Genomic DNA, 21,065 nt, shown 5'->3' with positions numbered 1-21,065 from the left:
CGCGGTTGCCAAACCGTCCACCGCAGCCGCAACCCTACACCACGACCTTATCCCCCGGCCTCACCACCCCGCCCTTGAGCACTCTGGCGAAGATCCCTTCTTTGGGCATGACGCAGTCGCCGGCCTGGTAGTAGATGGCGCAGCGGGTATGGCATTCTTTGCCGATCTGGGTCACCTCGAGTAGGGTCTCACCCAGTTCGATCTTGGCGCCGATGGGGAGGCTCACCAGGTCCACCCCTTCGGTGGTGATATTCTCGGCGAAGTCCCCTTCCTTCACGTCCAAGCCAAGTGCCTGCATCTTGGCAATGCTCTCCTGGGCCAGAAGGCTCACCTGGCGGTGCCAGTCACCGGCATGGCCGTCGCCGACGATGCCGTGCTCCTCGCGCAGGGTGACCTCGGGTACCGGGGTCTTCCTCTCCCCTTTGTTCTTGCTGATGTTAACGGCGACTATCTTTCCGATCATGCCTTCTCCTTCTTATCTACCCGCCTACGCGGGACATGGCGAATGGTTTGCTTTCTACACCTTCGTCGGTAACCTCGTGTCGCCCCGGTTTGGCCGCCACGATGCGCCGGATTTCCTTGCGTAACAGTTCGTCATCACCCGTCGCCAGCACCGGCTTCAGGTCCACGCCAGTCCCGGAGAACAGGCATCCCTTGGCGACGCCTGAGGCGGTCACCCGCAGACGGTTGCAGCCGTCGCAGAAGTGGCCGGTCATGGCGGTAATGATGCCCAGCGACCCCGGTGCCCCCTGGATTCGGAAGTTCTTGGACGGGCCGGAGCGCTCACTGTTGGTGCTCTCCTCGATGGTGTACTCCCGGGCGATGCGCTCTCTGATCTCCGCGCCGGGCACGGTGAGATCGCGCCAGTCGGCGTCGCCGCAGGTGGGCATGTACTCGATGAAGCGCACCGCGTAGGGGCGCTTCAGGGTCAGCGCCGCGAAGTCGAGGATCTCGTCGTCGTTCACCCCGCGCATGACCACCACGTTAATCTTGTGCGGCGGAAAACCGACCCGCTCCGCCTGGTCAAGCCCGTCCAAGACCCGTTGCAGCTCACCGCCGCGGGTGATGGCGGCGAAGGTTTCCGGTTTCAACGAATCCAGGCTCACATTGAGCCGCTGCACCCCGGCATCCCTCAGCCCCTGGGCCATCTCCTTCAGCAGCAGACCGTTGGTAGTCAGCACCAATTCCTTCAGCCCCGGCAACGCGGCCAGGCGCGCAAGGAAGTCAATGATCCCCTTGCGCACCAAGGGCTCGCCGCCGGTGACGCGGATCTTCTCAATCCCGGCGGCAACCGCCTCGGCGGAAATCCGAAGCAGATCCTCGTAGGAGAGCATCTCGCAGTGGCTCAACTTCTCCACGCCCTCTTCAGGCATGCAGTAGCTGCAGCGCAGGTTGCATCGGTCGGTGACCGAGAGGCGCAGGTAGTTGATGCGCCTGCCGTAGGTGTCTATCAAAGACATAATTCTTCCTGATTACTGGTAGTTGCACGCCGGGCTTCAAGCGGCGGGTGATCCCCCGGGCGTTCGGTGCGGACACGGCTTTAGGGTACACGATAAAAACCATACCTTGTTTGTCAAACGGAAAGCAACCACTTTAATGAGGGAGCCAGACGAGCGTGCGCCGTGAGTGGAAGAAAGTATACGACATGTAAAGGCTACGTTTTGAGCGAAGGAATTTGCATTGTTACGGCTAGTTACGCTACACCTTGGAAAGCTGCCGTGCTTACCCTTAACCTAAAATAATTGTTGTTTTCCCGGCAAATATGCTATGGCTTGGGAAAATATGCAGAAACGTCTCCGAGCCGCGGCCGTCTAAAGGGAAACACTCCAAGGCACCGCAGCCGATGGGTGCTGCCGGAAACGGCACCGCCTCCCTCTTGGAAAGGAGAAGCACCGCCGCATCAGCGCACGGGCCCTCTTCCTTCACGGAGTCGGGCCCTTTTTCGTTATTGCCATTACCAAGGAAGAAAGAGGAAAAGATGACGAACTACGAGCAAGCCAGACGCATGGTCATCGACAAAGTGGCGCCCGCCGGTGTGGAAAGGGTGCTGCTGCTGGAAGCGGCCGGACGGGTGCTGGCCGAGGATTACGTGGCACCTAAAGACATGCCGCGCTGGGACAACTCCGCCATGGATGGCTTCGCCGTCAGGAGCGCCGACTGCGCGCTGGGCACCGTACTCAGGGTCACCGACTACATCCCCGCCGGGGTCAGTTCGGACGACGTAGTAACGCCAGGATGCGCCGCACGGATAATGACCGGCGCCCCAATCCCGCCCGGCGCCGATGCGGTCGTCCCCATAGAAGAGACCGAGAACACCCCGGAAACCGTGAAGCTGCTGCAGCAGGTGAAAAAGCACGACCACATCCGTTTCCAGGGCGAGGACGTGCGCAACGGTGAAGTGATCATGACCCGAGGGACGCTGATTGGCGCTCCCCAGGTGAGCCTGCTGGCTTCCTTCTCCGCGGTCCTGGTTCCGGTTTACCGTAAGGTGCGGGTCGCCATCCTCTCCACCGGCGACGAACTTGTCGAAATCGGCACCGAGCCAAAAGAAAGCCAGATCGTCAACAGCAACACCCTCGCTCTCGCCACCGCCATCAAGCTCTGCGGCGCCGATCCGGTCATCCTCGGCATAGCCCGCGACGACAGGGACAGCCACCGGGCGCTCCTCACCGAGGGACTTAAAGCCGACGTCCTGATCACCTCGGCCGGAGTATCAGCCGGTGATCGCGACCTGGTGCGCGAAATCCTGGCGGAGCTCGGCGTAGTGGAACAGTTCTGGAAGCCCGGCATCAAGCCCGGTGGACCCACCGCCTTCGGGATGAGGGGCAACGTGCCGGTCTTCTCCCTCCCCGGCAACCCGGTCTCCACCATGATCACCTTCGAGGAGTTCGCCCGCCCCGCGATCCTGCGCATGATGGGACACGTGAAGGTGTTCCGGCGCACCGTGCGGGGGGTGCTAAAAGAAGGGGCACGCAAGAAGGCGGGCAAGGTGAACTTCCTGCGCGTCCACGTCGCCATCGAGGGCGGGCGCTTTGTCGCCAGCACCTCCGGTGATCAGAACACCGGGATATTGAAAACCATGCTGCGCTGCAACGCCCTAGCCATCCTGCCCGCCGAGGCGACCGAGTTCGCCGCCGGCGCGGAAGTAGATTTACACCTGCTCGATCCCACCTTGGAAATGGAGGTTTAACATGTCGTTCAACCACTTCGACGCCAGCGGTAACGCCATCATGGTGGACGTGAGCCAGAAGACCCCGACCATGCGCACCGCGGTAGCGGGCGCCGTCCTTACCCTCAAACCCGAGACCGTGCAGGCCATCATCTCCGGCAAGATGGCCAAGGGCGATGTCCTCGGCGTGGCCCGCCTGGCCGGTATCGCCGGAGCCAAGAAGACCCCGGACCTGATTCCCCTCTCCCACCCGCTCGCCATCCACCACGTCGCCATCGAGTTCGAGGTCGACGAGGCGAAGGGAACCATCGGCGTCATGGCCACCGTGCGCGCCTTCGAGCGAACCGGCGTAGAGATGGAAGCAATGACCTCCGCCACCGTTGCCGCCCTCACCGTGTACGACATGTGCAAGGGAACCGACAAGGGCATCGTCATCTCGGACGTCAAGCTGCACTACAAGGAAGGCGGCAAGAGCGGCGTCTTCAAGCGCGAGGACTAAAGGAGAAACACCACCATGCGAGCAGCCATTCTCACCCTCAGCGACCGCTGTTCCACCGGGGAGCGTGCCGACGGCAGCGGCCCGGCGCTTCGGGCCTGGCTCGAGGAACGCGGCGTCACCGTTGCCTGCACCGACGTTATCCCCGACGAGGGCGCCCTCATCTCGGCAAAGCTCACCGAGTGGGCCGACAGCGGCCTCTACGACCTCATCCTCACCACCGGCGGCACCGGCGTCTCGCCGCGTGACGTCACCCCGGAAGCAACGGAGCGCGTGGTGGAACGCCTGCTCCCCGGCTTCGGCGAGGTGATGCGTATGGAAAGCCTCAAGAAGACCCCGCACGCCATCATCTCCCGCGCCGTCGCCGGCATCCGCAAAAACGCCCTGATCATCAACCTTCCCGGTAGCCCCAAGGGCGCAACCGAGAACATCGGCTTCGTCTGGGCCGCCGTTCCGCACGCGGTCGCCAAGCTGCAGGGAGACCCCGAGGAGTGCGGTACCCCGCTCCCGCGCTGACTGTCCAAGACGGCTTTTTTATTGACCGATCCCGCCTGCTGGGTTATACAACTAACACGGTTTTATAATTCAATTACGGAGGAATGCTCATGCCGTTGGTTAAGCAGATTCACGAGAAGGCGAAATCGAAACTCAAGACGGTGGTCTTACCGGAGAGCTACGACGAGCGGATGCTCTTCGCCGCCCAGCAGATCGTGGAACAAGGTTTGGCCAAAATCGTGCTTTTGGGCAAGCCGGACGCGATCCAGGCCGCTGCCGCCGCCAAGGGGATCAACCTGGCTGGCGTGGAGCTGGTCGACCCCGCCACTTCGCCCAAGCTCGACGGCTACGTCGCGAAACTCGTGGAACTGAGGAAATCCAAGGGGCTCACCCCGCAGCAGGCCCAGGAGATGCTGACAGCGCAGGATAACCTCTACTTCGCCGGCATGATGGTGCGTGAAGGCGACGCCGACGGCGAGGTGGCCGGCGCCACCGGCACCACCGGCGACGTGCTGCGTGCCGCCTTCCAGACTGTCGGCCCCGCCCCCGGCATCAAGACCGTTTCCTCTTTCTTCCTGATGGCCACCCAGACTCCGAACTTCGGCGAGAACGGCGTCATCCTCTTCGCCGACTGCGCGGTGAATCCGAACCCGGACGCCCAGGCCCTCGCCGAGATCGCCATCGCCACCGCGCGCAACTGCAAGTCCTTCCTCGATGTCCCCGCGCGCGTCGCCATGCTCTCCTTCTCCACCAAGGGAAGTGCCAGCCACCAGGACGCGGACAAAGTTCTCAAGGCCCTGGAAATCGCCAAGGGGATGGATCCCGAGCTCTCCATCGACGGCGAGTTGCAGGCCGATGCTGCCCTCATCCCGGCGGTCGGCGCCAAGAAGGCACCGGGGAGCGGCGTGGCCGGCAAGGCCAACGTGCTCGTCTTCCCGACCCTCGATGCCGGCAACATCGCCTATAAGCTGGTCGAGCGTCTGGCAGGCGCCAAGGCCATCGGCCCGGTGATCCAGGGCTTGGCCAAGCCGGTTAACGACCTCTCCCGTGGCTGCTCCGTTCAGGACATCGTCGACGTCACCGCCATCACCGCGGTGCAGGCGCAAGGCTAGCAACGCAGCGCTGGACCGACTGGTCCGGCGCGGTTTCAAAAACAAGAAAGGCCGGCGGGGATGCCCCGCCGGCCTTTTTGCTATCTTGTGCTCGCCCTCCCCTACTTCCTGACGAAGTCGGGCCTGGAGAAGCTGTACTCGAAGTTCATGTGGTCGGTGTAGCTGCCATTCAGGATGGCGGCCACGTCCTCGGTGAACACCAGTTCCTCGTCGGTCGGGATGACGTACACCTTGACCGGCGAATCGTCGGTGGTGATGAGCGTCTCGCGCTTCCTGGTCATGGCGGAGGCATTGCGCTCCTTGTCGAGGATGATACCCAAGTGCTCCAGCCCGGAAATGGCGCGCTCCCTGATCGGCGCCCCCATCTCCCCCACGCCTGCGGTGAAAACGACCGCGTCAAGCCTCCCCACGACGGCCATGTAGGTCCCGATGTACTTCTTGAGACGGTACGCTTCGATGTCCAGCGCCAGCGAACAGAGACGGTCGCCGTCGTTGGCGTTCTCGATGACGTCGCGACGGTCGGTGAAACGACCGGTGATGCCGATGACACCGCTCTTCTTGTTCAGGATGGAGTCGATCTCCTTGGCGGAGAGGTTCTCCTTCTGCATCATGAAAGCGGGGATGGCCGGGTCGATGTCACCGCAGCGGGTACCCATCATGGCACCTTCCAGAGGGGTGAGTCCCATGCTGGTGTCTACCGACACGCCGTTTTTGATGGCGCAGTGGCTGACGCCGTTGCCGATGTGCATGGTGATGACGTTACATTGGTTGGCCGGCTTGCCCAGGATGGCGGCAATGCGCTTGGAGACGTAGAGGTGCGACGTGCCGTGGAAGCCGTAGCGACGCACACCGTACTTCTCGTACCACTCGTAGGGGAGCGGGTACAGATAGGCATGCTCGGGCATGGTCTGATGAAACGCGGTGTCAAAAATCGCGATCTGCGGCACGCCGGGGAGAACGGCCATGGCGCCCTCAATGCCGGCAATGTTGGGCGGGTTGTGCAAGGGCGCCAGATGCTGCACCTCGGTGACCGCCGCGAGTACTTCGTCGTCGATGAGCACGGACTTGGTGAACTTCTCACCGCCATGCACGACGCGGTGACCCACCGCAGCTATCTGCTTGATGTCCTTGAGGACACCGTGATTCGGGGAGGTCAGGGTTCTCAGGATCAGGTCAACCGCGGTCTTGTGGTCCGGGCAATCGGAGTCTTCCCGGTAGGTTTCGCGCCCCGGGACCTCGTGCAGGATGAAGGAGTCGCCGATAACCACGCGTTCCACCATTCCCTTCGCCACAACCACTTTTTTATCCCAGTCAAACAACTGGTATTTTACAGAAGAACTCCCGCAGTTAAGTGCCAGAATATCCATCGATTAGCGTCCCCCGTTATTATAGTTTGCCCAGTGATACGAGGAAGATCCGCACCGGACAAAAAGAACAGAAATAAAACCTTTTTTTATATATACAGGAGAGTGGGCCACAGTTCAAGATTTTTCTCCCGATTAGGAACTTATTGTCTACAGCTTTATGGTGGACTTTTTGCGAGGGCTGTGCTAGTTTCCACGTCAACTTTTAACTCCAGGTGAAGGAGGTGAATACTTTGGCACATACCATCAGCGACGAATGCATCAACTGCGGCGCCTGCGACGATTCCTGCCCGGTCAACGCTATCAGCGAGGCTGGCAGCAAGAGGACCATCGCTGCAGATACCTGCATCGACTGCGGCGCTTGCGTCGACACCTGCCCGGTGTCCGCAATCTCCCCGGCCTAATCAGCAACCGCACCACAAGAAACATGTAATGCCATGGCCTGCAGCCGGCTCGTCCGCTGCAGGCCTCATTTTTTGCAGCAAAGCGATGAAAAAAGGAGGGCGCCCCGTGGGGCGCCCTCCTTTTCTTTTAGGCCCTACCCTCGCGCTACTTCGCCAGCACGGCGACGGCGCGCTCGATGCGCTTCTTGGTCTCGGCCAGGCCGAGCACCTCGATCATCTCGTAGATACCGGGCGACGCGGTGGTGCCAGAAAGGGCAAGGCGCACGGCGGGACCGACCTGGCCCAGCTTGATCCCCTTCTCGGCCATCAGATCCTTGAACGCCAGCTCGATGTTGGCCTGGTCCAGCGCCGGCAGCGCCGCCAGCTTCTCGACCAGCGCGGTGAGGAGCGCGGGCGTGTCAGCGTTGTACGCCTTGGCCACCCCCTGCTCGTCGTAGGAGAGCTCGTCCTTGTAGTAGAACAGCGCGCCGTCGGCGAGTTCCAGCATGGTCTTGGCGCGCTCCTGCAGGGTCTTGATCACGGCCACCAGGTCCGGTCCCCCCTGGGACGGATCCACGCCGCGCTCCTTCAAAAACGGCATCAGGAGGTCGGCCAGGCGCACCGGATCGCCGGTCTTGATGTAGTGGGCATTGAGCCACATGAGCTTGTCGGGATTGAAGACGCCGGCGGAGCGCCCGACGTTCTCGATGGAGAATTTCTCGATCAAGTCCTGAAGCGAGAAGATCTCCTCGTCGCCGTAGCTCCACCCCAGGCGCACCAAGTAGTTCACCATGGCCTCGGGAAGGAAGCCCATGTCGCGGTAGGCCATGACCGAGGTGGCGCCGTGGCGCTTGGAGAGACGGGCCTTGTCGGCGCCCAGGATCATCGGCACGTGGGCGAAGACCGGGACCGGCGCGCCGAGCGCCTGGTAGATCAGGATCTGGCGCGGGGTGTTGTTGACGTGGTCGTCGCCGCGGATGACGGTGGTGATCTTCATGGTGACGTCGTCGATGACGACGACGAAGTTGTAGGTCGGGGTGCCGTCAGTGCGCTGGATGATCAGGTCGTCCAGTTCATCGTTCTCGAAGGAGACTTTCCCCTTGATCAGGTCATTCCAGGTAGTCGCGCCTTCCTTGGGGGTCCTGAAACGGATCACGTAGGGGCGGCCGTCGTCCTCCTGAGGAGGAAGATCACGGCAGGTACCGTCGTACTTCGGTTTGCCACCTTCCGCGAGCGCCTTCTCGCGCTTCGCCTCGAGTTCCTCAACGCTGCAATAGCACTTGTACGCCTTCCCTTCGGCGACCAGCTTGTCGATGTATTCCTTGTAGACCGGAAAGTAATCGGACTGGAAGAAGGGCCCCTCGTCCCAGTCCAGTCCCAGCCACTTCATCCCTTCGAAGATGGCATCGACCGACTGCTGGGTGGACCGGGTCACGTCGGTATCCTCGATCCTGAGCACGAAGGTGCCATGCTGCTTCCTGGCCAAAAGCCAGTTGAAAAGCGCCGTGCGCGCCCCTCCAACGTGGAGAAAACCGGTCGGGCTCGGTGCGAAACGGAGACGTACTTCTGACATGAAAGGCTCCTTTACTGCTTTGATCATTGCTGCTGCAATAAAATAATGGTTCTTAACTGCTAACGGAGGCTGCTACGCTACCCCTCGTCTTCATCGTCATCAGCGTGCTGCGGCGCTTTTTCGCCGGGGATGCGGTAACCTTCGCTGGCCCAGGTGCCGAGATCGATCATCTTGCACCGCTCCGAGCAAAACGGGCGGTACGGGTTCCCGGCCAGCGGGGCCTCCTTACGGCAGTGCGGGCACTTGACGGTCTGTATGGCGCACATGGCGTTTCCTCAAATAAAGACCTCCAGCGCCGGATGGGGCTGGAGGGTGCGTGGTCCTGGTCATTGTTACGGCAAAGAGCCTACGTTAACTGGTACTTGCGCTCCCGAAATTGCAGCGCTCTCCTGACCCTGGTGATCAGGGTCTCTTCACGCACCGGCTTGGCGATGAAGTCGAAGAACCCCTTGTCGAAAGCCTTTACTTCGTCCTCCGGTTGCAAGGAGCTGGTGATCAATATTACCGGTATGGCGTTAAAATCGGGCACGCTGCGCAGGGCGTCGAAGAGACCGAAACCGTCCAGCTTGGGCATCATCAGGTCGGTGAGCACCACGTGCGGCTTCTCGGTGAGGACGGCCTTGTAGGCCTCCAGGCCGTCCGCCGCGTAAATGACACGGAAGCCTTTCCGTCCAAGGAAGTCACCGAACATGGTCGCGATCAGCTTGTCGTCCTCGACCACCAGCACCGTGTGGGCAGCCGCACTCTACACCTCCTTCTGCAGGTAATTCTTGCAGATGGCGGCGTAGATCTCCTTCCTGGTGGCAATGAAGGGGGTGATAGTCAACCCGAGGTTGGCCGAGATGTTGCGCACCACCCGCGTTTCCGTGGGGTCTGCCATCGCCAGAGCCAGCCTCTTCTCGTCCAGCTTGAGCGGGAAGATGTTGTTCTGCATAGCCACATCCACCGAGATGGTCCCCAGCAATTGCGGCGAGAAGCTGTAGCCGGCAAAGTTACTGGCGACGCGACAGCCGTACTGTGCCGCCAGGGCCTGGGCCAGTTCCTCACCGGTGACCAGCTCCAGGTCTTCGAGCACGGTCCCGAAACGTTTGCCCAGTTTTTTGGAGACGGCCAGCATTCGCTCCACCGTTTTCTCGGTGAGCAACCCGTTCTCGACGAATATTTCGCCCAGCTTTTTTCGCTTTTCCATGGTGACTCCCCATCCCGGGGTTAACTGTAGCTCGGGGAGAGAAAAAAATATCCAGGGGGCAAAAAAGCTACTCGGTGACCACCGTCGCCCCGCTCCCCACCTTCCCAGCCAACTGCTGAGCCTCCTGCCTGGAGAGGTGTTTCCCGACCCTGATCCGGTACCACACGCCCTTGTCCTGCAGCTTCGATTCCACCAGGTACGCGGCCACCCCTTTGGCAACCAGTTTGGCGCGCACCGTGTCGGCCTCTTTCTTATCCTTGTAAGAAGCGACCTGCACCAGGTAGCGCGACTCCCCCCCTTGTTTTTCCGCGGTCGGCTTATCGGCGGCATCGGTAGCTTTATCGCCGGCTTTCTCGGCCGGTCTGGCCTCAGGGGCCTTGGCTGCCGTAGCGGCAGCGGCCGGCTTGGCCGGCTCGGCAGCAGGCACCGCGTTCGCAGCCGGTGCAGTAGCAGCGGCCTTCTTGGACTGCACCTCTGGAAGCTTGGTGTTGATGCCGCTCCCCATCGCCCCCTTCCCGCCCGAAGGGAGGGTCTTGTAGAAGGTAAGCGGGACGTCAGGAGCTGGCGAGGTCGGTTGGCCAGCCTGGCCGGGCTGACCCGCCTGCCCTGGCTGGGCGGGAGGCGCCGGCTGAACCACTGCTGCGGGCTGTGCCTTCTGCTGGGCTGCGACCTGCGCCGCGGCCAGTGCCTTGGCGTCGACTTTTCCCTTGAAGAGGAACCATCCGGTCAGCACCCCTGCGCCGTAGCCAAGGGCAAGCAGCAACAGACCGACCACGGCAAAAGTGCCGATAGGCTCGCGGCGTGGGCGGTTCTTCTGCACGGGCTTGGTTCGTTCCGCGCTTTCCCTGACCACCTTCATCTTGTCGCTGTAGTCAAGCCGCATGCGCTCCTCCTACATCCTCTCCGGAGCCGAAATGCCGAGCACGGTCAGCGCGTTCTTCAGGGTGACCGCCACGCAGTGCAAGAGGAACAGGCGGGCCTGGGTGAGCTCGGGCTCCTCCGGGGTGATAACCCTGCTTTTGTTGTAGAAGCTGTGGAACTCGCCGGCCAAGTCCTGCAGGTAGTAGGTGATCCGGTGCGGTTCGAAGTTGACCGCCGCCCCTTCCAGGATCTCCGGGTAGAGGGAGAGCTTCTTGATCAGGCTCATGTCGTCGGCGCTTTCCAGCAGCTCCAGTCGCACGTCCTGGAAGTTCGGCTCCACGCCACGTTCTTTGGCGGTGTCGAAGATGCTCCTGATCCTGGCGTGGGCGTACTGGACGTAGTAGACCGGGTTGTCGTTGCTCTGGCGTTTGGCGAGCTCGAGGTCGAAGTCGAGCTGGCTGTCGGAACGGCGCATCAGGAAGAAGAAGCGGGCAGAATCGCGGCCGACCTCGTCGACGACCTCTTTGAGGGTCACGAACTCGCCGCTCCTGGTGGACATGGCCACTGGCTGGCCGTCGCGCAGGAGCGAAACCAGCTGTACCAGGATGATGCCCAGATCGTCCGCCTGGCGCCCCAGGCCCTGTACAACGCTCTTCAGCCTCGGGACGTAGCCGTGGTGGTCGGCGCCCCAGACGTCGATGACCCAGTCAAAACCACGGGCGTACTTGTCGCGGTGGTAGGCGATGTCGGAGGCGAAGTAGGTAGTGACGCCGTTACTGCGCACCACGACGCGGTCCTTGTCGTCACCGAAGGCCGTGGTCTTGAACCAGAGCGCCCCTTCCTGCTCGTAGATGTGACCCTTCTCCTGCATCTCGGCAATGGCCGAGGTCACCTTGCCCTCGTCGAAGAGGGACTGCTCGGAGAACCAGTTGTCGAAGCGGATGCCGAAGTCCTGCAGGTCCTCGTCGATCCCCTTGAGGATCAGGTCTCCGCCCATCTTGGCGAAGAAGGCCACCCCTTCCTCCTGGGGCGCCTTCAGGAAGCGATCGCCGTGTTTGGCGATAGCGTCCCGCGCGATGTCCTTGATGTAGTCGCCCTGGTAGCAGTTCTCAGGGAAGTCGATCTTTTCGCCCAGCAGTTCCTTGTAGCGCAGCAGGCCGGAGAGACCCAGAGTGTTCATCTGGTTGCCGGCGTCGTTGATGTAGTACTCGCGCTGCACATCGAAGCCCGCAGCGGACAGCAGCGAGGCAACGGCATCGCCTGTCGCTGCACCGCGGCCGTGGCCGATGTGCAGCGGACCGGTCGGGTTTGCGCTGACGAACTCCACCTGCACCTTCTTGCCGGCGCCCACGGTGCTCTTGCCGTACTCGTCACTGGCGCGGTCGATGTCAGTGAGGATCTTTCTCCAGGCACTGTCCTTGATGAAGAAGTTGATGAACCCCGGTCCCGCGATCTCGACCGACTTGATCAGGTCGGACGCCTCGGCCAGTTTCTTGACCAAGGCCTCGGCCACGGCGCGGGGCGACTTGCGCTCCTGCTTGGCCATCTGCATGGCCACGTTGGTAGCAAAATCTCCGTGCTCGGCATGCGCCGGCTTCTCCACGTTGATGGCCGGGACCACACCAGAGGTGAGCGTGCCGTCGGCGAAACACCCCTCGATTCCCTTCAGGATGCATGCGCGCAGCTGCTCCTTCATATCTTCTCCTCCCTTTCCTTATCCTTATCCGCGTCTGGCACGGGTTTTATGGTCACATCGCGTGTGAAGTCCGGGCAACGGGCGCCGCCGTCGGACACGCAGAATTTCTTGGAGCAGTGTTCGCGCCAGGCGCAGACCACGCAGTGTTGCTTTCCAGCCTGAGTCATACCTTTTCCCTCAAAATGCCCCGCCTAGGGCTTGGTTACTTGCCGGAACGCGCCGCCGGCTGCACAGGCTGAGCCAGTTTTCCCGCCGTCGCACCCTGCGGCGCGTGCGCAGCGGGCGCGGCTTCGGGCTGGGCGGTCGGCGCAACAGATTTCCCCGAACCCGGGAACTGGTAGATCACCTCGTTGCTGCGCACCAAGCCGAAGTCGCGCCTGGCGATGCTCTCGAGGTAGCGTCGATCCGACTGCAGCGCGGCAATCTCCCGCTTTAGCTTGTCGTTTTCCTCTTTCAACTCATTGAGATGTTTCTGCGTTTCGTCCAGGTCACGGTGCAGGTGGTTGATGCGCAACAGTCCCCGGTCACCGAAAACGGTGAAGCAGAGGATGAAGACGATCACTGCGGCCGGTACTAGAAAAAATCGTTTCTGCATGCGTTCCTTAGGCCGAGGTGAGGACGGAGCGGAAATAGTTGATGGTCTGTTTTAGTCCCTCGTCCACGCTCACTTTGGGCTCCCAGCCCAGCATCTGCTTGGCCAGGGAGATGTCCGGCTGCCTCTGTTTGGGATCATCCTCCGGAAGGGGACGATACACGATGCGCGAGGTGGACCCGGTGAGAGCGATGATCTTCTTGGCGAATTCAAGGATGGTAGTCTCCGCGGGGTTGCCGAGGTTGACGGGACCGGTGAAGCCGGGCGTCTCCATCATGCGCACCATCCCCTCCACGAGGTCGGAGACGAAGCAGAAGGAACGTGTCTGCTCCCCCCCGCCGTAGACGGTGATGTCCTCCCCCCGGAGGGCCTGCAGGATGAAGTTGGAGACCACGCGGCCGTCGTTCTCAGCCATCTTGGGGCCATAGGTGTTGAAGATCCTAATGATCCTGACGTCAACGTGGTTCTGGCGGTGATAATCCATCATCAGCGTTTCCGCCACACGTTTCCCCTCGTCGTAGCAGCTGCGCAGCCCCAGTGTGTTGACGTTGCCCCAGTAGGCCTCGGTCTGCGGGTGTACCTGCGGATCACCGTACACCTCGGAGGTGGAGGCCTGCAGGATCCTCGCCCGCACCCTCTTGGCGATCCCCAGCATGTTGATGGCGCCCATGACACTGGTCTTGGTGGTCTTCACGGGGTTGTACTGGTAGTGAATCGGCGAAGCGGGACAGGCCAGGTTGTAGATCCGGTCCACCTCAAGGAGGATGGGCTGGGTGACGTCGTGACGGATCAACTCGAAGTTGGAGTGGTCCAGCATGTGGGCGATGTTGCGCTTGCTACCGGTAAAGAAGTTGTCCAGGCAGATGACGTCGTGCCCTTCCTTTAACAGTCTCTCGCAAAGATGTGAACCGATGAAACCGGCACCGCCGGTGACCAGAATGCGCATTGAAACCTCAATCGGTAGGTATTTGTATTACCAGCAACTCAAGTTACTAACGACGTGCCCCGCCTACGGGATCCGAAGACGGAGCACAGTCACAGCGGGATTTACGCCATTTCGCAGCAGATGGCACCGTTTCTGCCAATGGGGTGGTACTCGTAGCCGATCTCGCGCATGCGTCCGGGCTGGTACAGGTTCCTGCCATCAAAAATGAGCGGCTTGACCAGCAACGACTTGATGCGGTCGAAGTCGGGGTTACGGTATTCGTTCCATTCGGTGATGATGACCAGCGCGTCGGCGCCCTTGAGCGGCTCGTACTGGTTGATGTGGTAGCCGATACGGTCGCCGAAATGCTTCTTGGCCTCGTTGAGGGCCTCGGGATCGTGGGCACGCACCGTCGCACCCAGTTCCAGGAGCCGGTTGATGATGGTGAGCGAGGGAGCCTCCCTCATGTCGTCGGTGCGTGGTTTGAAGGAAAGCCCCCAGACCGCGATGCTCTTGCCGGCCAGCGGCTTGTCGCCACCCTGCCCGAGGTGACGCTCGATCTTGTCGGAGAGGATACGCTTCTGGCGCTCGTTGGCCTCCTCGACCGCCTTCAGTAGGATGAAGTCGTAGCTGCATTCATCCGCGGTCTTGGCCAGTGCTTTCACGTCTTTTGGGAAGCACGAACCGCCGTAGCCGACACCGGGGAAGAGGAAGTCGTAGCCGATGCGGGAGTCGGAACCGATCCCTTCGCGGACGGCCATTACGTCGGCACCCATTAGCTCGCACAGGTTCGCGATCTGGTTCATGAAGGTGATGCGGGTCGCCAGCATGGCGTTGGCTGCGTACTTGGTCATCTCGGCGCTTCTGATGTCCATGACCAGCATGCGGTTGGACTTGCGCATGAAGGCCGAATACAGCTCTTTCATGATTTCCGCGGTGCGCACATTGTCGGTGCCGATCACGACGCGGTCGGGTTTCATGAAGTCATCGATGGCAGCACCCTCTTTGAGGAACTCGGGGTTGGAGACGACATCGAACTCGATGTTGACGCCGCGCTGCTCCAGTTGTTCCTTCACGGCGCTGCGCACCTTGTCCGCGGTCCCCACCGGGACGGTAGACTTGTCCACTATGATCTTGAAGCTTTCCATGGCACGGCCGATGTTGCCGGCCACCGAGAGAACGTACTGCAGGTCGGCAGAGCCGTCAGCACCCGGCGGGGTCCCCACGGCGATGAAACAGACCAGGGACTCCTTGACCGCGGCATCAAGGTCGGTGGTGAACTTCAGGCGCCCTTCCTCGCCGTTTCTGAGCACCATTTCCTTCAGCCCCGGCTCGTAGATAGGGATCACGCCACGCTTGAGACCTTCAATCTTTTCCTGGTCGACGTCAACGCAGATGACGTCGTTACCGCTCTCGGCAAAACAGGTGCCGGCCACGAGGCCGACGTATCCGGAACCGATCACGCATACTTTCATGAGGCGTACTCCTCTTAAGATAAAAAATTAGCGTTCTTATATAGCACACTCATGTGTGTTTATGCCAGAGTTTTCCCGGAGCACAAGTCCCTGGACAGCGCCGCGAACTCTTCCAGCGACAGTGTTTCCCCGCGCCGGAGCCCATCGATGCCGCAGCGGGAAAGTGCGGCAGTAAGCGTGCCGTCACCGTCGTCGAAGCCAGCGGAGCGCAGCGAGTTCAACAGCGTCTTCCTGCGCTGGATGAAGGCCCCCTTTACCACGCGGCGAAACAGCTCCTCGTCCCCTACCTCGACCCGAGGGGTGGCAAGCGGCGTGAAGGTGAGCACCGCCGAGTCGACCTTGGGGATAGGACGGAAGGAGCCCGGCTTCACGATGAACTCGCGGCGAATGTCGAAGTGCAGCCTGAGAAGCACGGTGAGGGCACCGTAGTCCTTGCAGGCGGGAGGAGCGGTGAGGCGGTCACCCACCTCCTTTTGCAGCATGAGCACCAGGGATTCGAACAAGTCGCAATGCTCCATGAACTTGAAGAGCACCTGCGAGGAAATATTGTAGGGGAGGTTGGCGGCAACCTTCCACTTCCGCCCCGGAGCGCGGGTGGTGAGGATCTGGGGCAGGTCCACCCTCAGGATATCGCCGTGACCGATCTCGACGCGATCGTTGCCGGCAAACTCGGCATGCAAAAACGGGATCAGCTCACGGTCCCACTCGACCGCCACGAAGCGTGCGCCGCTGGCCACCAGGAGCCGGGACAGCGCCCCCCTCCCCGGCCCGACCTCAAGAATGCAGTCGTCGCTGCCAGGCGCCACGCAGGAAACGATGCGGTGCAGCACGTTATCGTCCACCAGGAAGTTCTGGCCGAACTCCTTCTTGGCCTTGATCCTCTTTTCCATCACTTCCCCCCCTGGAAACGTGCCGCCAGTTTGTCGAGCGGCCAGACCGGGAGCGCATCCAGGTCGAAACCGCTTTGGTACCCGGCTCCCAGGTAGAAGTCCCCGGGGACCGCGATCATGGCCGCGTTGTCGGCGCACAGTTTCGGTGCGGGAATGGAAAGCTCCACCCCGTTCGCCTCTGCATACTGTGCCATGGAGCGCCGCAGGCCGCTGTTGCAGGCCACCCCGCCGGCCACGACCAGCCGCTTGATGCCGGTCTCGGCGATCGCCGCCGCGGTCTTCTTGGTGAGCACCTCGCACACAGCGGCCTGAAAGGAGGCGGCGAGGTCGTTGATGCCGGCTTCTTTTGCCTCCGGGTGTTTGCTGACGTGGGTGAGCACTGCTGTCTTCAAACCGGAAAAGCTGAAGTTGAAGGTGCCGTCGTGCAACAGCGGACGCGGGAACTTGATAGCCTGGGGATCGCCGCTGGCGGCAAGACGGTCTATGGCCACGCCGCCGGGGTACGGCAGACCGATCAGCTTGGCAACCTTGTCGAAAGCCTCGCCGGCGGCGTCGTCCACGGTCTGCCCGAGGGTCCGGTAACGACCTATGCCGTCGACCCGATACAGGTGCGAGTGCCCCCCGGAGACCGCCAGCGCGATGAAGGGAAACTCGACCGGACGTTCCAGGAACACGGCTAGGAGGTGCCCCTCGATGTGGTTCACACCGACCAGCGGGATCTTTCTCCCGAACGAAATCCCTTTCGCCGCGGAAACGCCTACGAGGAGCGCACCAGCTAGGCCGGGCCCCTGGGTCACCGCCACCCCTTCGATGTCAGCAATCCCGACCCCGGCTTCCTGGAGCGCCTGCTCCACCACGATGGAGACCGCCTCCAGGTGCTGCCTCGAGGCGATCTCGGGCACCACCCCGCCATATTCGGCATGGGTGCTGATCTGGCTTGCCACGATGCTGGAGAGGACGGTCCTGCCGTCGCTCACCACCGCCGCCGCGGTCTCGTCACATGAAGATTCCAGCGCAAGTAAAAGCATAAAAAAATAGAGAGGGCACCAGCAGCGTGCCCCCTTTTTTCTCCCGTTCTAAAGTTTTCGCGTCAGCTACAGCAGGTTCGCCGCCAGTTCGGCCAGGTCGCTGCGTTCCCCCTTGGTCATGGTGACGTGGGCGGAGATGGTCTGCTCCTTCAGGCGCTCGACCACGTAGGTGAGACCGTTGCTCTCGGCGTCCACGTAGGGGTTGTCGATCTGGTACGGGTCGCCGGTCAGGATGATCTTGGTTCCCTCGCCGGCGCGGGTCACGATGGTCTTGATCTCGTGCGGGGTCAGGTTCTGGGCCTCGTCGACGATCATGTACTGGTTCGGAATGGAGCGCCCCCTGATGTAGGTAAGCGGCTCGATCTCGAGGATCCCCATCGCCATCAGCTCTTTGTAACCCTTGCTATGGCGCTTCTCCCCTTCGTGCCCGCTCAGAAGGAGCTCGACGTTGTCGAAGATGGGCTGCATCCAGGGGGACAGCTTCTCCTCGATGTCGCCGGGAAGGAAACCCAGGTCGCGTCCCATGGGGAACACCGGGCGCGATACCAGCAGGCGGTTGTAGACGTTCTCCTCCGCGGTCTTCTGCAGACCGGCGGCGATGGCGAGCAGGGTCTTGCCGGTGCCGGCCTTGCCCACCAGGGTGACGATCTTGATGTCGTCGTCGAGAAGGGCGTCCAAGGCCAGGGACTGCTCCAGGTTTCTCGGGAACAGGCTCCAGACCCCCTCTTTGTCCAGCTTCACCAGCGGTACCATCCTGCGCGAGATGTGGTCGAAGCGCCCCACCGCGCTGTGCGACGGGTTACCGGCCTCGGTCAGGAGCAGGTACTGGTTGGGCAGGTAGCCGTTGTTGTCCATGTCCAGCCAGCCCTGGCTGTAGAAGCGGTCGATGGCGTCGGCCCCGACCTCGAGGGTGGCGCAGCCGGTGTACAACTCGTCGATGGCGACCTTGTCGGATTCGTAATCCTGCGCCGAGAGCCCGAGGGCGTCGGCCTTGATACGGAGGTTAGTGTCCTTGGTTACCAGGATTACCGGCATCTCTTTTTGCGATTCCATGAGGTCCACGGCCACCGCCAGGATGCGGTTGTCGCCCCTTTCCTCACGCAGCTCCGGCGGGAGCCTCTTCATCACCTTTTCTTCGTAGATCTCGATCTTCAAGGTGCCGCCGCTTTCCAGGTCGAGCCCCTGCGACAGCGACCCCTCCTTGCGGAAGGCATCCATGAGCCGGGAGACCTGGCGGGCGTTGCGGCCGGTCTCGTTCATGTCCTTCTTGAACCGGTCGATTTCCTCGATAACCGTGATGGGTATGATGATGGAGTTGTCTTCGAACTTGGTGAGAGCCTGCGGGTCGTACAGAAGTACATTTGTATCAAGAACATAGATTTTCTTCATATCCACTCCCTGTACGTTGCTGCCTTCAGAAAAACCGAATACCTCATCCCTGACCAACAAAGCTGAACTTTTCGTAGTATCCCCTTCCACGGCCCGAATGCCGTCTGTTGCTGTAATTGTGAGCGAAGCTGATTCGCCCGTGCCACCCGCCTTGCGAAAGCCTGTAGACACCGGGCTATTCGAGACAGATGGAGTGTCCGCCGCTAATGAGGCGGAACGCTCATGATATTATCTCACGCAGCGCCTTAATAAAAAAGCCGATATCGGATTCGGTGTTGAAAAAACCGGGGCTGACCCGGACGGTACCTTCGGGGAAGCTACCGATACTGCGGTGCACATCCGGCGCGCAATGCAGCCCAACGCGGACACTGATGTCGTATTCGCTGTCGAGCAAGTAGCCCAAGGCAGCCGGGTCGTGCCCCTCAACGTTGAAGGAGACTGCCGCACCGCGCTCGCCTTGGAGCGGCCCGTACAACTTGACACCGGCGATGCCGGACAGGCCAGCCAGGAGCTGGTCGACCAGAGCGGTCTCCTTGGCCCGGATCACGTCCAGGCCGGTCGCCTCAATGAAGTCCAAACCCGCCTTCAATCCGGCAATGGCCGGGGTGTTGATGGTGCCGCTCTCCAGCCGCTCCGGCATCTGTTCCGGGGGCTCGGGGTTGCTGGCGCTACCGCCGGTGCCACCCACCTGCAGCGGTTCCAGGTCGATGCCCGGGCCGATCGCGAGGATGCCGGTGCCGGGAGGGCCGTAAAGTCCCTTGTGACCAGGAGCAGCCAACAGATCGATCCCGATTTGTTCAACGTCGAGGGGGAAAAAGCCGGCGCTTTGGGCCGCGTCCACCAGGAACAGCGCCCCCCCCCGCCGTGCCACCCGGGCAATATCCGCGATGGGCTGGACTGCGCCGGTGACGTTGGAGCAGTGCGCGAGGGCAACCAGCCTGGTGTTGGGGCGCATGGCGCGGGCGATGGCCGATTCAGAGACGACGCCGTCGGCATCCGAGGCAACGAAGGTAACCTCGACGCCGCGCTTCGCGGCCAGGTGCAGCGGACGCGACAGGGCGTTGTGTTCGACGCTGGTGGAGACCACGTGGTCGCCAGGCTTCAGCAGGCCAAACACCGCGATGTTGATCGACTCCGTGGCGCTGTGGGTGAAGACGAGTCGGGAGGAGTCCGAGACCCCGAAAAAGCGGGCTAATGCAGAGCGTGCTTCGTAGACGATGCGGGCCGCGGCAAGCGACTGGCGGTACCCTCCTCTGCCCGGCGCAACACCGATTTCCCGCATGGCAGCGTCCATCGCCAGGTACACGGCATCCGGTTTCGGGAATGAAGTCGCTGCGTTATCTAGGAATACGGACATACCGTATTTACTAGCATTTTAAGGGGGCTTTGGCAACCGCTTTCATGAATGTTTACGGGACTAACGGTAATGGTGGGTCGGTCACGTTGAGCTCGGACAGGAACCTCTGGGTCAGCACCGCTTCGAGTTCTGGGACCCGCTCCGGCACCACGTTGTCGATCTTCCCCCCCGCCATCATGCCATGGCCGCCGGCGGTGCCGATGCCGGCCACCAACTTGCGAATCAGTTCCCCCGCGTTGATCTCTTCGCTGGTGGTCCGGATGGAAAGGACCAGCTCCTGGCTGTAGTGCCCCAGACAGAGGACGGTCTCGGTCCCCTCCAGTCGAACCAAGAGATCGGCCAGTTCCGAGACAACCTCGGGGAACTGGACCCCGTCCAGGGAGGCGACCAGAACGTTTCCATAGAGGCTGGCGTGCTCAAGGGCGCTGTGCAGAGCTATAAAATACTCCCTGGGGAGGTTGGGCCGGGTGATGCTGTTCAACAGCGTCTTGTTGGCCAGTGGGAAGAGAATCAGGTACGCATCCCGATCCGGCCTGGTTGCCTCGCGCCCCAGGTCCTGGGTCTCCGACTTGATGGCGTAGAACAGTGCCGTCGCGAGCTTGGTCCCCACCGAGACCCCCTGCACCTTCAAGTACTCGTAAAGGATGGTGGCGGTGGTGCCGTAGTTGGGGCGAATGTCCACCCAGCGGCAGGAGGCGCTGCTGTCACGCATGGGGTGGTGGTCGATCACGATATCGGCGCGCACGTCGGGAGGAAGCGAGTTGTTGCCGGTACCAGGCTGGGTGTCCAGCAGGCAGATCACGGGAAAGGCCTTCAGGTCGATCAGCGGGAACGGGGTGAGCGGGATCTGCAGCAGTTTGGCCATGGCCAGATTCTCGCTGCGGCCGATCATTCCCGAGAAGGCGATTACCGCCTCACGGTTCAGTCGTACCGCGAAGAGGTGCCTGAGCGCCATGGCGGAGGCAAGCGAATCTGGGTCGGGGTTGTCGTGCACGACGATGAGGATGCGCCCTCGCCCACTGACCCACGTGAGCATGGCGTCAGTATAGGAGAGCAAATCGGAGCGAGTTT

The 21,065-nt window shown here is 61.6% G+C and carries 22 protein-coding genes and 1 riboswitch; of the genes, 5 read left to right on the top strand and 17 right to left on the bottom strand.

Annotated elements, in window-relative coordinates:
* Positions 1-34: 34 nt before the first annotated feature.
* Both K7R21_RS05000 and moaA read right to left on the bottom strand, forming a co-directional pair.
* A complete protein-coding gene (locus K7R21_RS05000) occupies positions 35-463 on the bottom strand; it encodes an MOSC domain-containing protein (protein ID WP_224982177.1) in 429 nt (142 codons plus the stop codon).
* 16 nt (positions 464-479) lie between these two features.
* The gene (gene moaA / locus K7R21_RS04995; RefSeq protein WP_224982176.1) at positions 480-1,460 is read right to left on the bottom strand and encodes a GTP 3',8-cyclase MoaA; all 981 of its coding nucleotides are present in this window, start codon (positions 1,458-1,460) and stop codon (positions 480-482) included.
* Between the two features lie 322 nt (positions 1,461-1,782).
* Positions 1,783-1,903, top strand: a riboswitch (molybdenum cofactor riboswitch).
* A gap of 75 nt (positions 1,904-1,978) precedes the next feature.
* Between moaA and K7R21_RS04990 the strand changes: the two genes are divergently transcribed.
* From K7R21_RS04990 to pta, 4 genes are all read left to right on the top strand, one after another.
* Positions 1,979-3,190: a molybdopterin molybdotransferase MoeA gene (locus tag K7R21_RS04990; protein WP_224982175.1), complete on the top strand. Its 1,212-nt coding sequence runs from the start codon at positions 1,979-1,981 to the stop codon at positions 3,188-3,190.
* A gap of 1 nt (position 3,191) precedes the next feature.
* Positions 3,192-3,668 (top strand): cyclic pyranopterin monophosphate synthase MoaC, encoded by a 477-nt coding sequence (moaC, locus tag K7R21_RS04985; protein WP_224982174.1) that lies wholly within the window; start codon positions 3,192-3,194, stop codon positions 3,666-3,668.
* Positions 3,669-3,683: 15 nt separating this feature from the next.
* A complete protein-coding gene (locus tag K7R21_RS04980) occupies positions 3,684-4,181 on the top strand; it encodes a MogA/MoaB family molybdenum cofactor biosynthesis protein (protein ID WP_224982173.1) in 498 nt (165 codons plus the stop codon).
* A gap of 89 nt (positions 4,182-4,270) precedes the next feature.
* Complete coding sequence (pta, locus tag K7R21_RS04975) at positions 4,271-5,272, top strand: phosphate acetyltransferase (RefSeq protein ID WP_224982172.1); 1,002 nt, start codon at positions 4,271-4,273, stop codon at positions 5,270-5,272.
* A gap of 101 nt (positions 5,273-5,373) precedes the next feature.
* Here the strand turns inward: pta and K7R21_RS04970 are convergent, their stop codons facing one another.
* The gene (locus K7R21_RS04970; protein ID WP_224982171.1) at positions 5,374-6,639 is read right to left on the bottom strand and encodes an acetate kinase; all 1,266 of its coding nucleotides are present in this window, start codon (positions 6,637-6,639) and stop codon (positions 5,374-5,376) included.
* Positions 6,640-6,869: 230 nt separating this feature from the next.
* Here K7R21_RS04970 and K7R21_RS04965 point away from each other — a divergent pair, with 230 nt between their 5' ends.
* A complete protein-coding gene (locus tag K7R21_RS04965; RefSeq protein ID WP_183346266.1) occupies positions 6,870-7,040 on the top strand; it encodes a DUF362 domain-containing protein in 171 nt (56 codons plus the stop codon).
* A 145-nt stretch (positions 7,041-7,185) separates the two neighbouring features.
* Here K7R21_RS04965 and gltX read toward each other — a convergent pair whose 3' ends face one another.
* The 14 genes from gltX to K7R21_RS04895 form a co-directional block, all read right to left on the bottom strand.
* Positions 7,186-8,592 (bottom strand): glutamate--tRNA ligase, encoded by a 1,407-nt coding sequence (gltX, locus tag K7R21_RS04960; RefSeq protein WP_224982170.1) that lies wholly within the window; start codon positions 8,590-8,592, stop codon positions 7,186-7,188.
* Between the two features lie 77 nt (positions 8,593-8,669).
* Complete coding sequence (locus K7R21_RS04955; RefSeq protein ID WP_224982169.1) at positions 8,670-8,858, bottom strand: DNA gyrase inhibitor YacG; 189 nt, start codon at positions 8,856-8,858, stop codon at positions 8,670-8,672.
* 80 nt (positions 8,859-8,938) lie between these two features.
* On the bottom strand, positions 8,939-9,319 hold the full coding sequence (locus K7R21_RS04950; protein WP_224982168.1) for a response regulator: 381 nt from the start codon (positions 9,317-9,319) through the stop codon (positions 8,939-8,941).
* Positions 9,320-9,337: 18 nt separating this feature from the next.
* Complete coding sequence (locus tag K7R21_RS04945; protein ID WP_224982167.1) at positions 9,338-9,781, bottom strand: GspE/PulE/PilB domain-containing protein; 444 nt, start codon at positions 9,779-9,781, stop codon at positions 9,338-9,340.
* 67 nt (positions 9,782-9,848) lie between these two features.
* Positions 9,849-10,664, bottom strand: a complete 816-nt coding sequence (locus K7R21_RS04940) for an SPOR domain-containing protein (protein ID WP_224982166.1) — start codon at positions 10,662-10,664, stop codon at positions 9,849-9,851.
* Positions 10,665-10,673: 9 nt separating this feature from the next.
* Entirely contained in the window at positions 10,674-12,338 is a 1,665-nt protein-coding gene (gene argS / locus K7R21_RS04935) for an arginine--tRNA ligase (protein ID WP_224982165.1), read from the bottom strand.
* A gap of 202 nt (positions 12,339-12,540) precedes the next feature.
* Entirely contained in the window at positions 12,541-12,933 is a 393-nt protein-coding gene (locus K7R21_RS04930) for an FtsB family cell division protein (RefSeq protein ID WP_224982164.1), read from the bottom strand.
* 7 nt (positions 12,934-12,940) lie between these two features.
* Positions 12,941-13,876, bottom strand: coding sequence for a UDP-glucuronic acid decarboxylase family protein (locus K7R21_RS04925; RefSeq protein WP_224982163.1), 936 nt, complete (start codon positions 13,874-13,876; stop codon positions 12,941-12,943).
* 101 nt (positions 13,877-13,977) lie between these two features.
* Positions 13,978-15,330, bottom strand: a complete 1,353-nt coding sequence (locus tag K7R21_RS04920; protein ID WP_224982162.1) for a UDP-glucose dehydrogenase family protein — start codon at positions 15,328-15,330, stop codon at positions 13,978-13,980.
* A 59-nt stretch (positions 15,331-15,389) separates the two neighbouring features.
* Positions 15,390-16,220 carry a 16S rRNA (adenine(1518)-N(6)/adenine(1519)-N(6))-dimethyltransferase RsmA gene (gene rsmA / locus K7R21_RS04915; RefSeq protein WP_263630519.1) on the bottom strand — a complete coding sequence of 277 codons (831 nt, stop codon included), beginning with the start codon at positions 16,218-16,220 and terminating at the stop codon, positions 15,390-15,392.
* Positions 16,220-17,248 (bottom strand): tRNA (adenosine(37)-N6)-threonylcarbamoyltransferase complex transferase subunit TsaD, encoded by a 1,029-nt coding sequence (gene tsaD, locus K7R21_RS04910; protein ID WP_224982160.1) that lies wholly within the window; start codon positions 17,246-17,248, stop codon positions 16,220-16,222. Before tsaD ends, rsmA begins: the two co-directional genes overlap by 1 nt.
* A gap of 66 nt (positions 17,249-17,314) precedes the next feature.
* On the bottom strand, positions 17,315-18,637 hold the full coding sequence (locus K7R21_RS04905) for a PhoH family protein (protein WP_224982159.1): 1,323 nt from the start codon (positions 18,635-18,637) through the stop codon (positions 17,315-17,317).
* 220 nt (positions 18,638-18,857) lie between these two features.
* Positions 18,858-19,994 (bottom strand): aminotransferase class V-fold PLP-dependent enzyme, encoded by a 1,137-nt coding sequence (locus K7R21_RS04900; protein WP_224982158.1) that lies wholly within the window; start codon positions 19,992-19,994, stop codon positions 18,858-18,860.
* Between the two features lie 52 nt (positions 19,995-20,046).
* Positions 20,047-21,030 carry a DHH family phosphoesterase gene (locus K7R21_RS04895; protein ID WP_224983416.1) on the bottom strand — a complete coding sequence of 328 codons (984 nt, stop codon included), beginning with the start codon at positions 21,028-21,030 and terminating at the stop codon, positions 20,047-20,049.
* Positions 21,031-21,065 lie beyond the last annotated feature (35 nt).

The organism is Geomonas agri (assembly GCF_020179605.1).
Taxonomy (GTDB): domain Bacteria; phylum Desulfobacterota; class Desulfuromonadia; order Geobacterales; family Geobacteraceae; genus Geomonas; species Geomonas agri.
The sequence above is the reverse complement of the archived record's forward strand: the minus strand, read 5'-3'. Positions and strand labels throughout refer to the sequence as shown.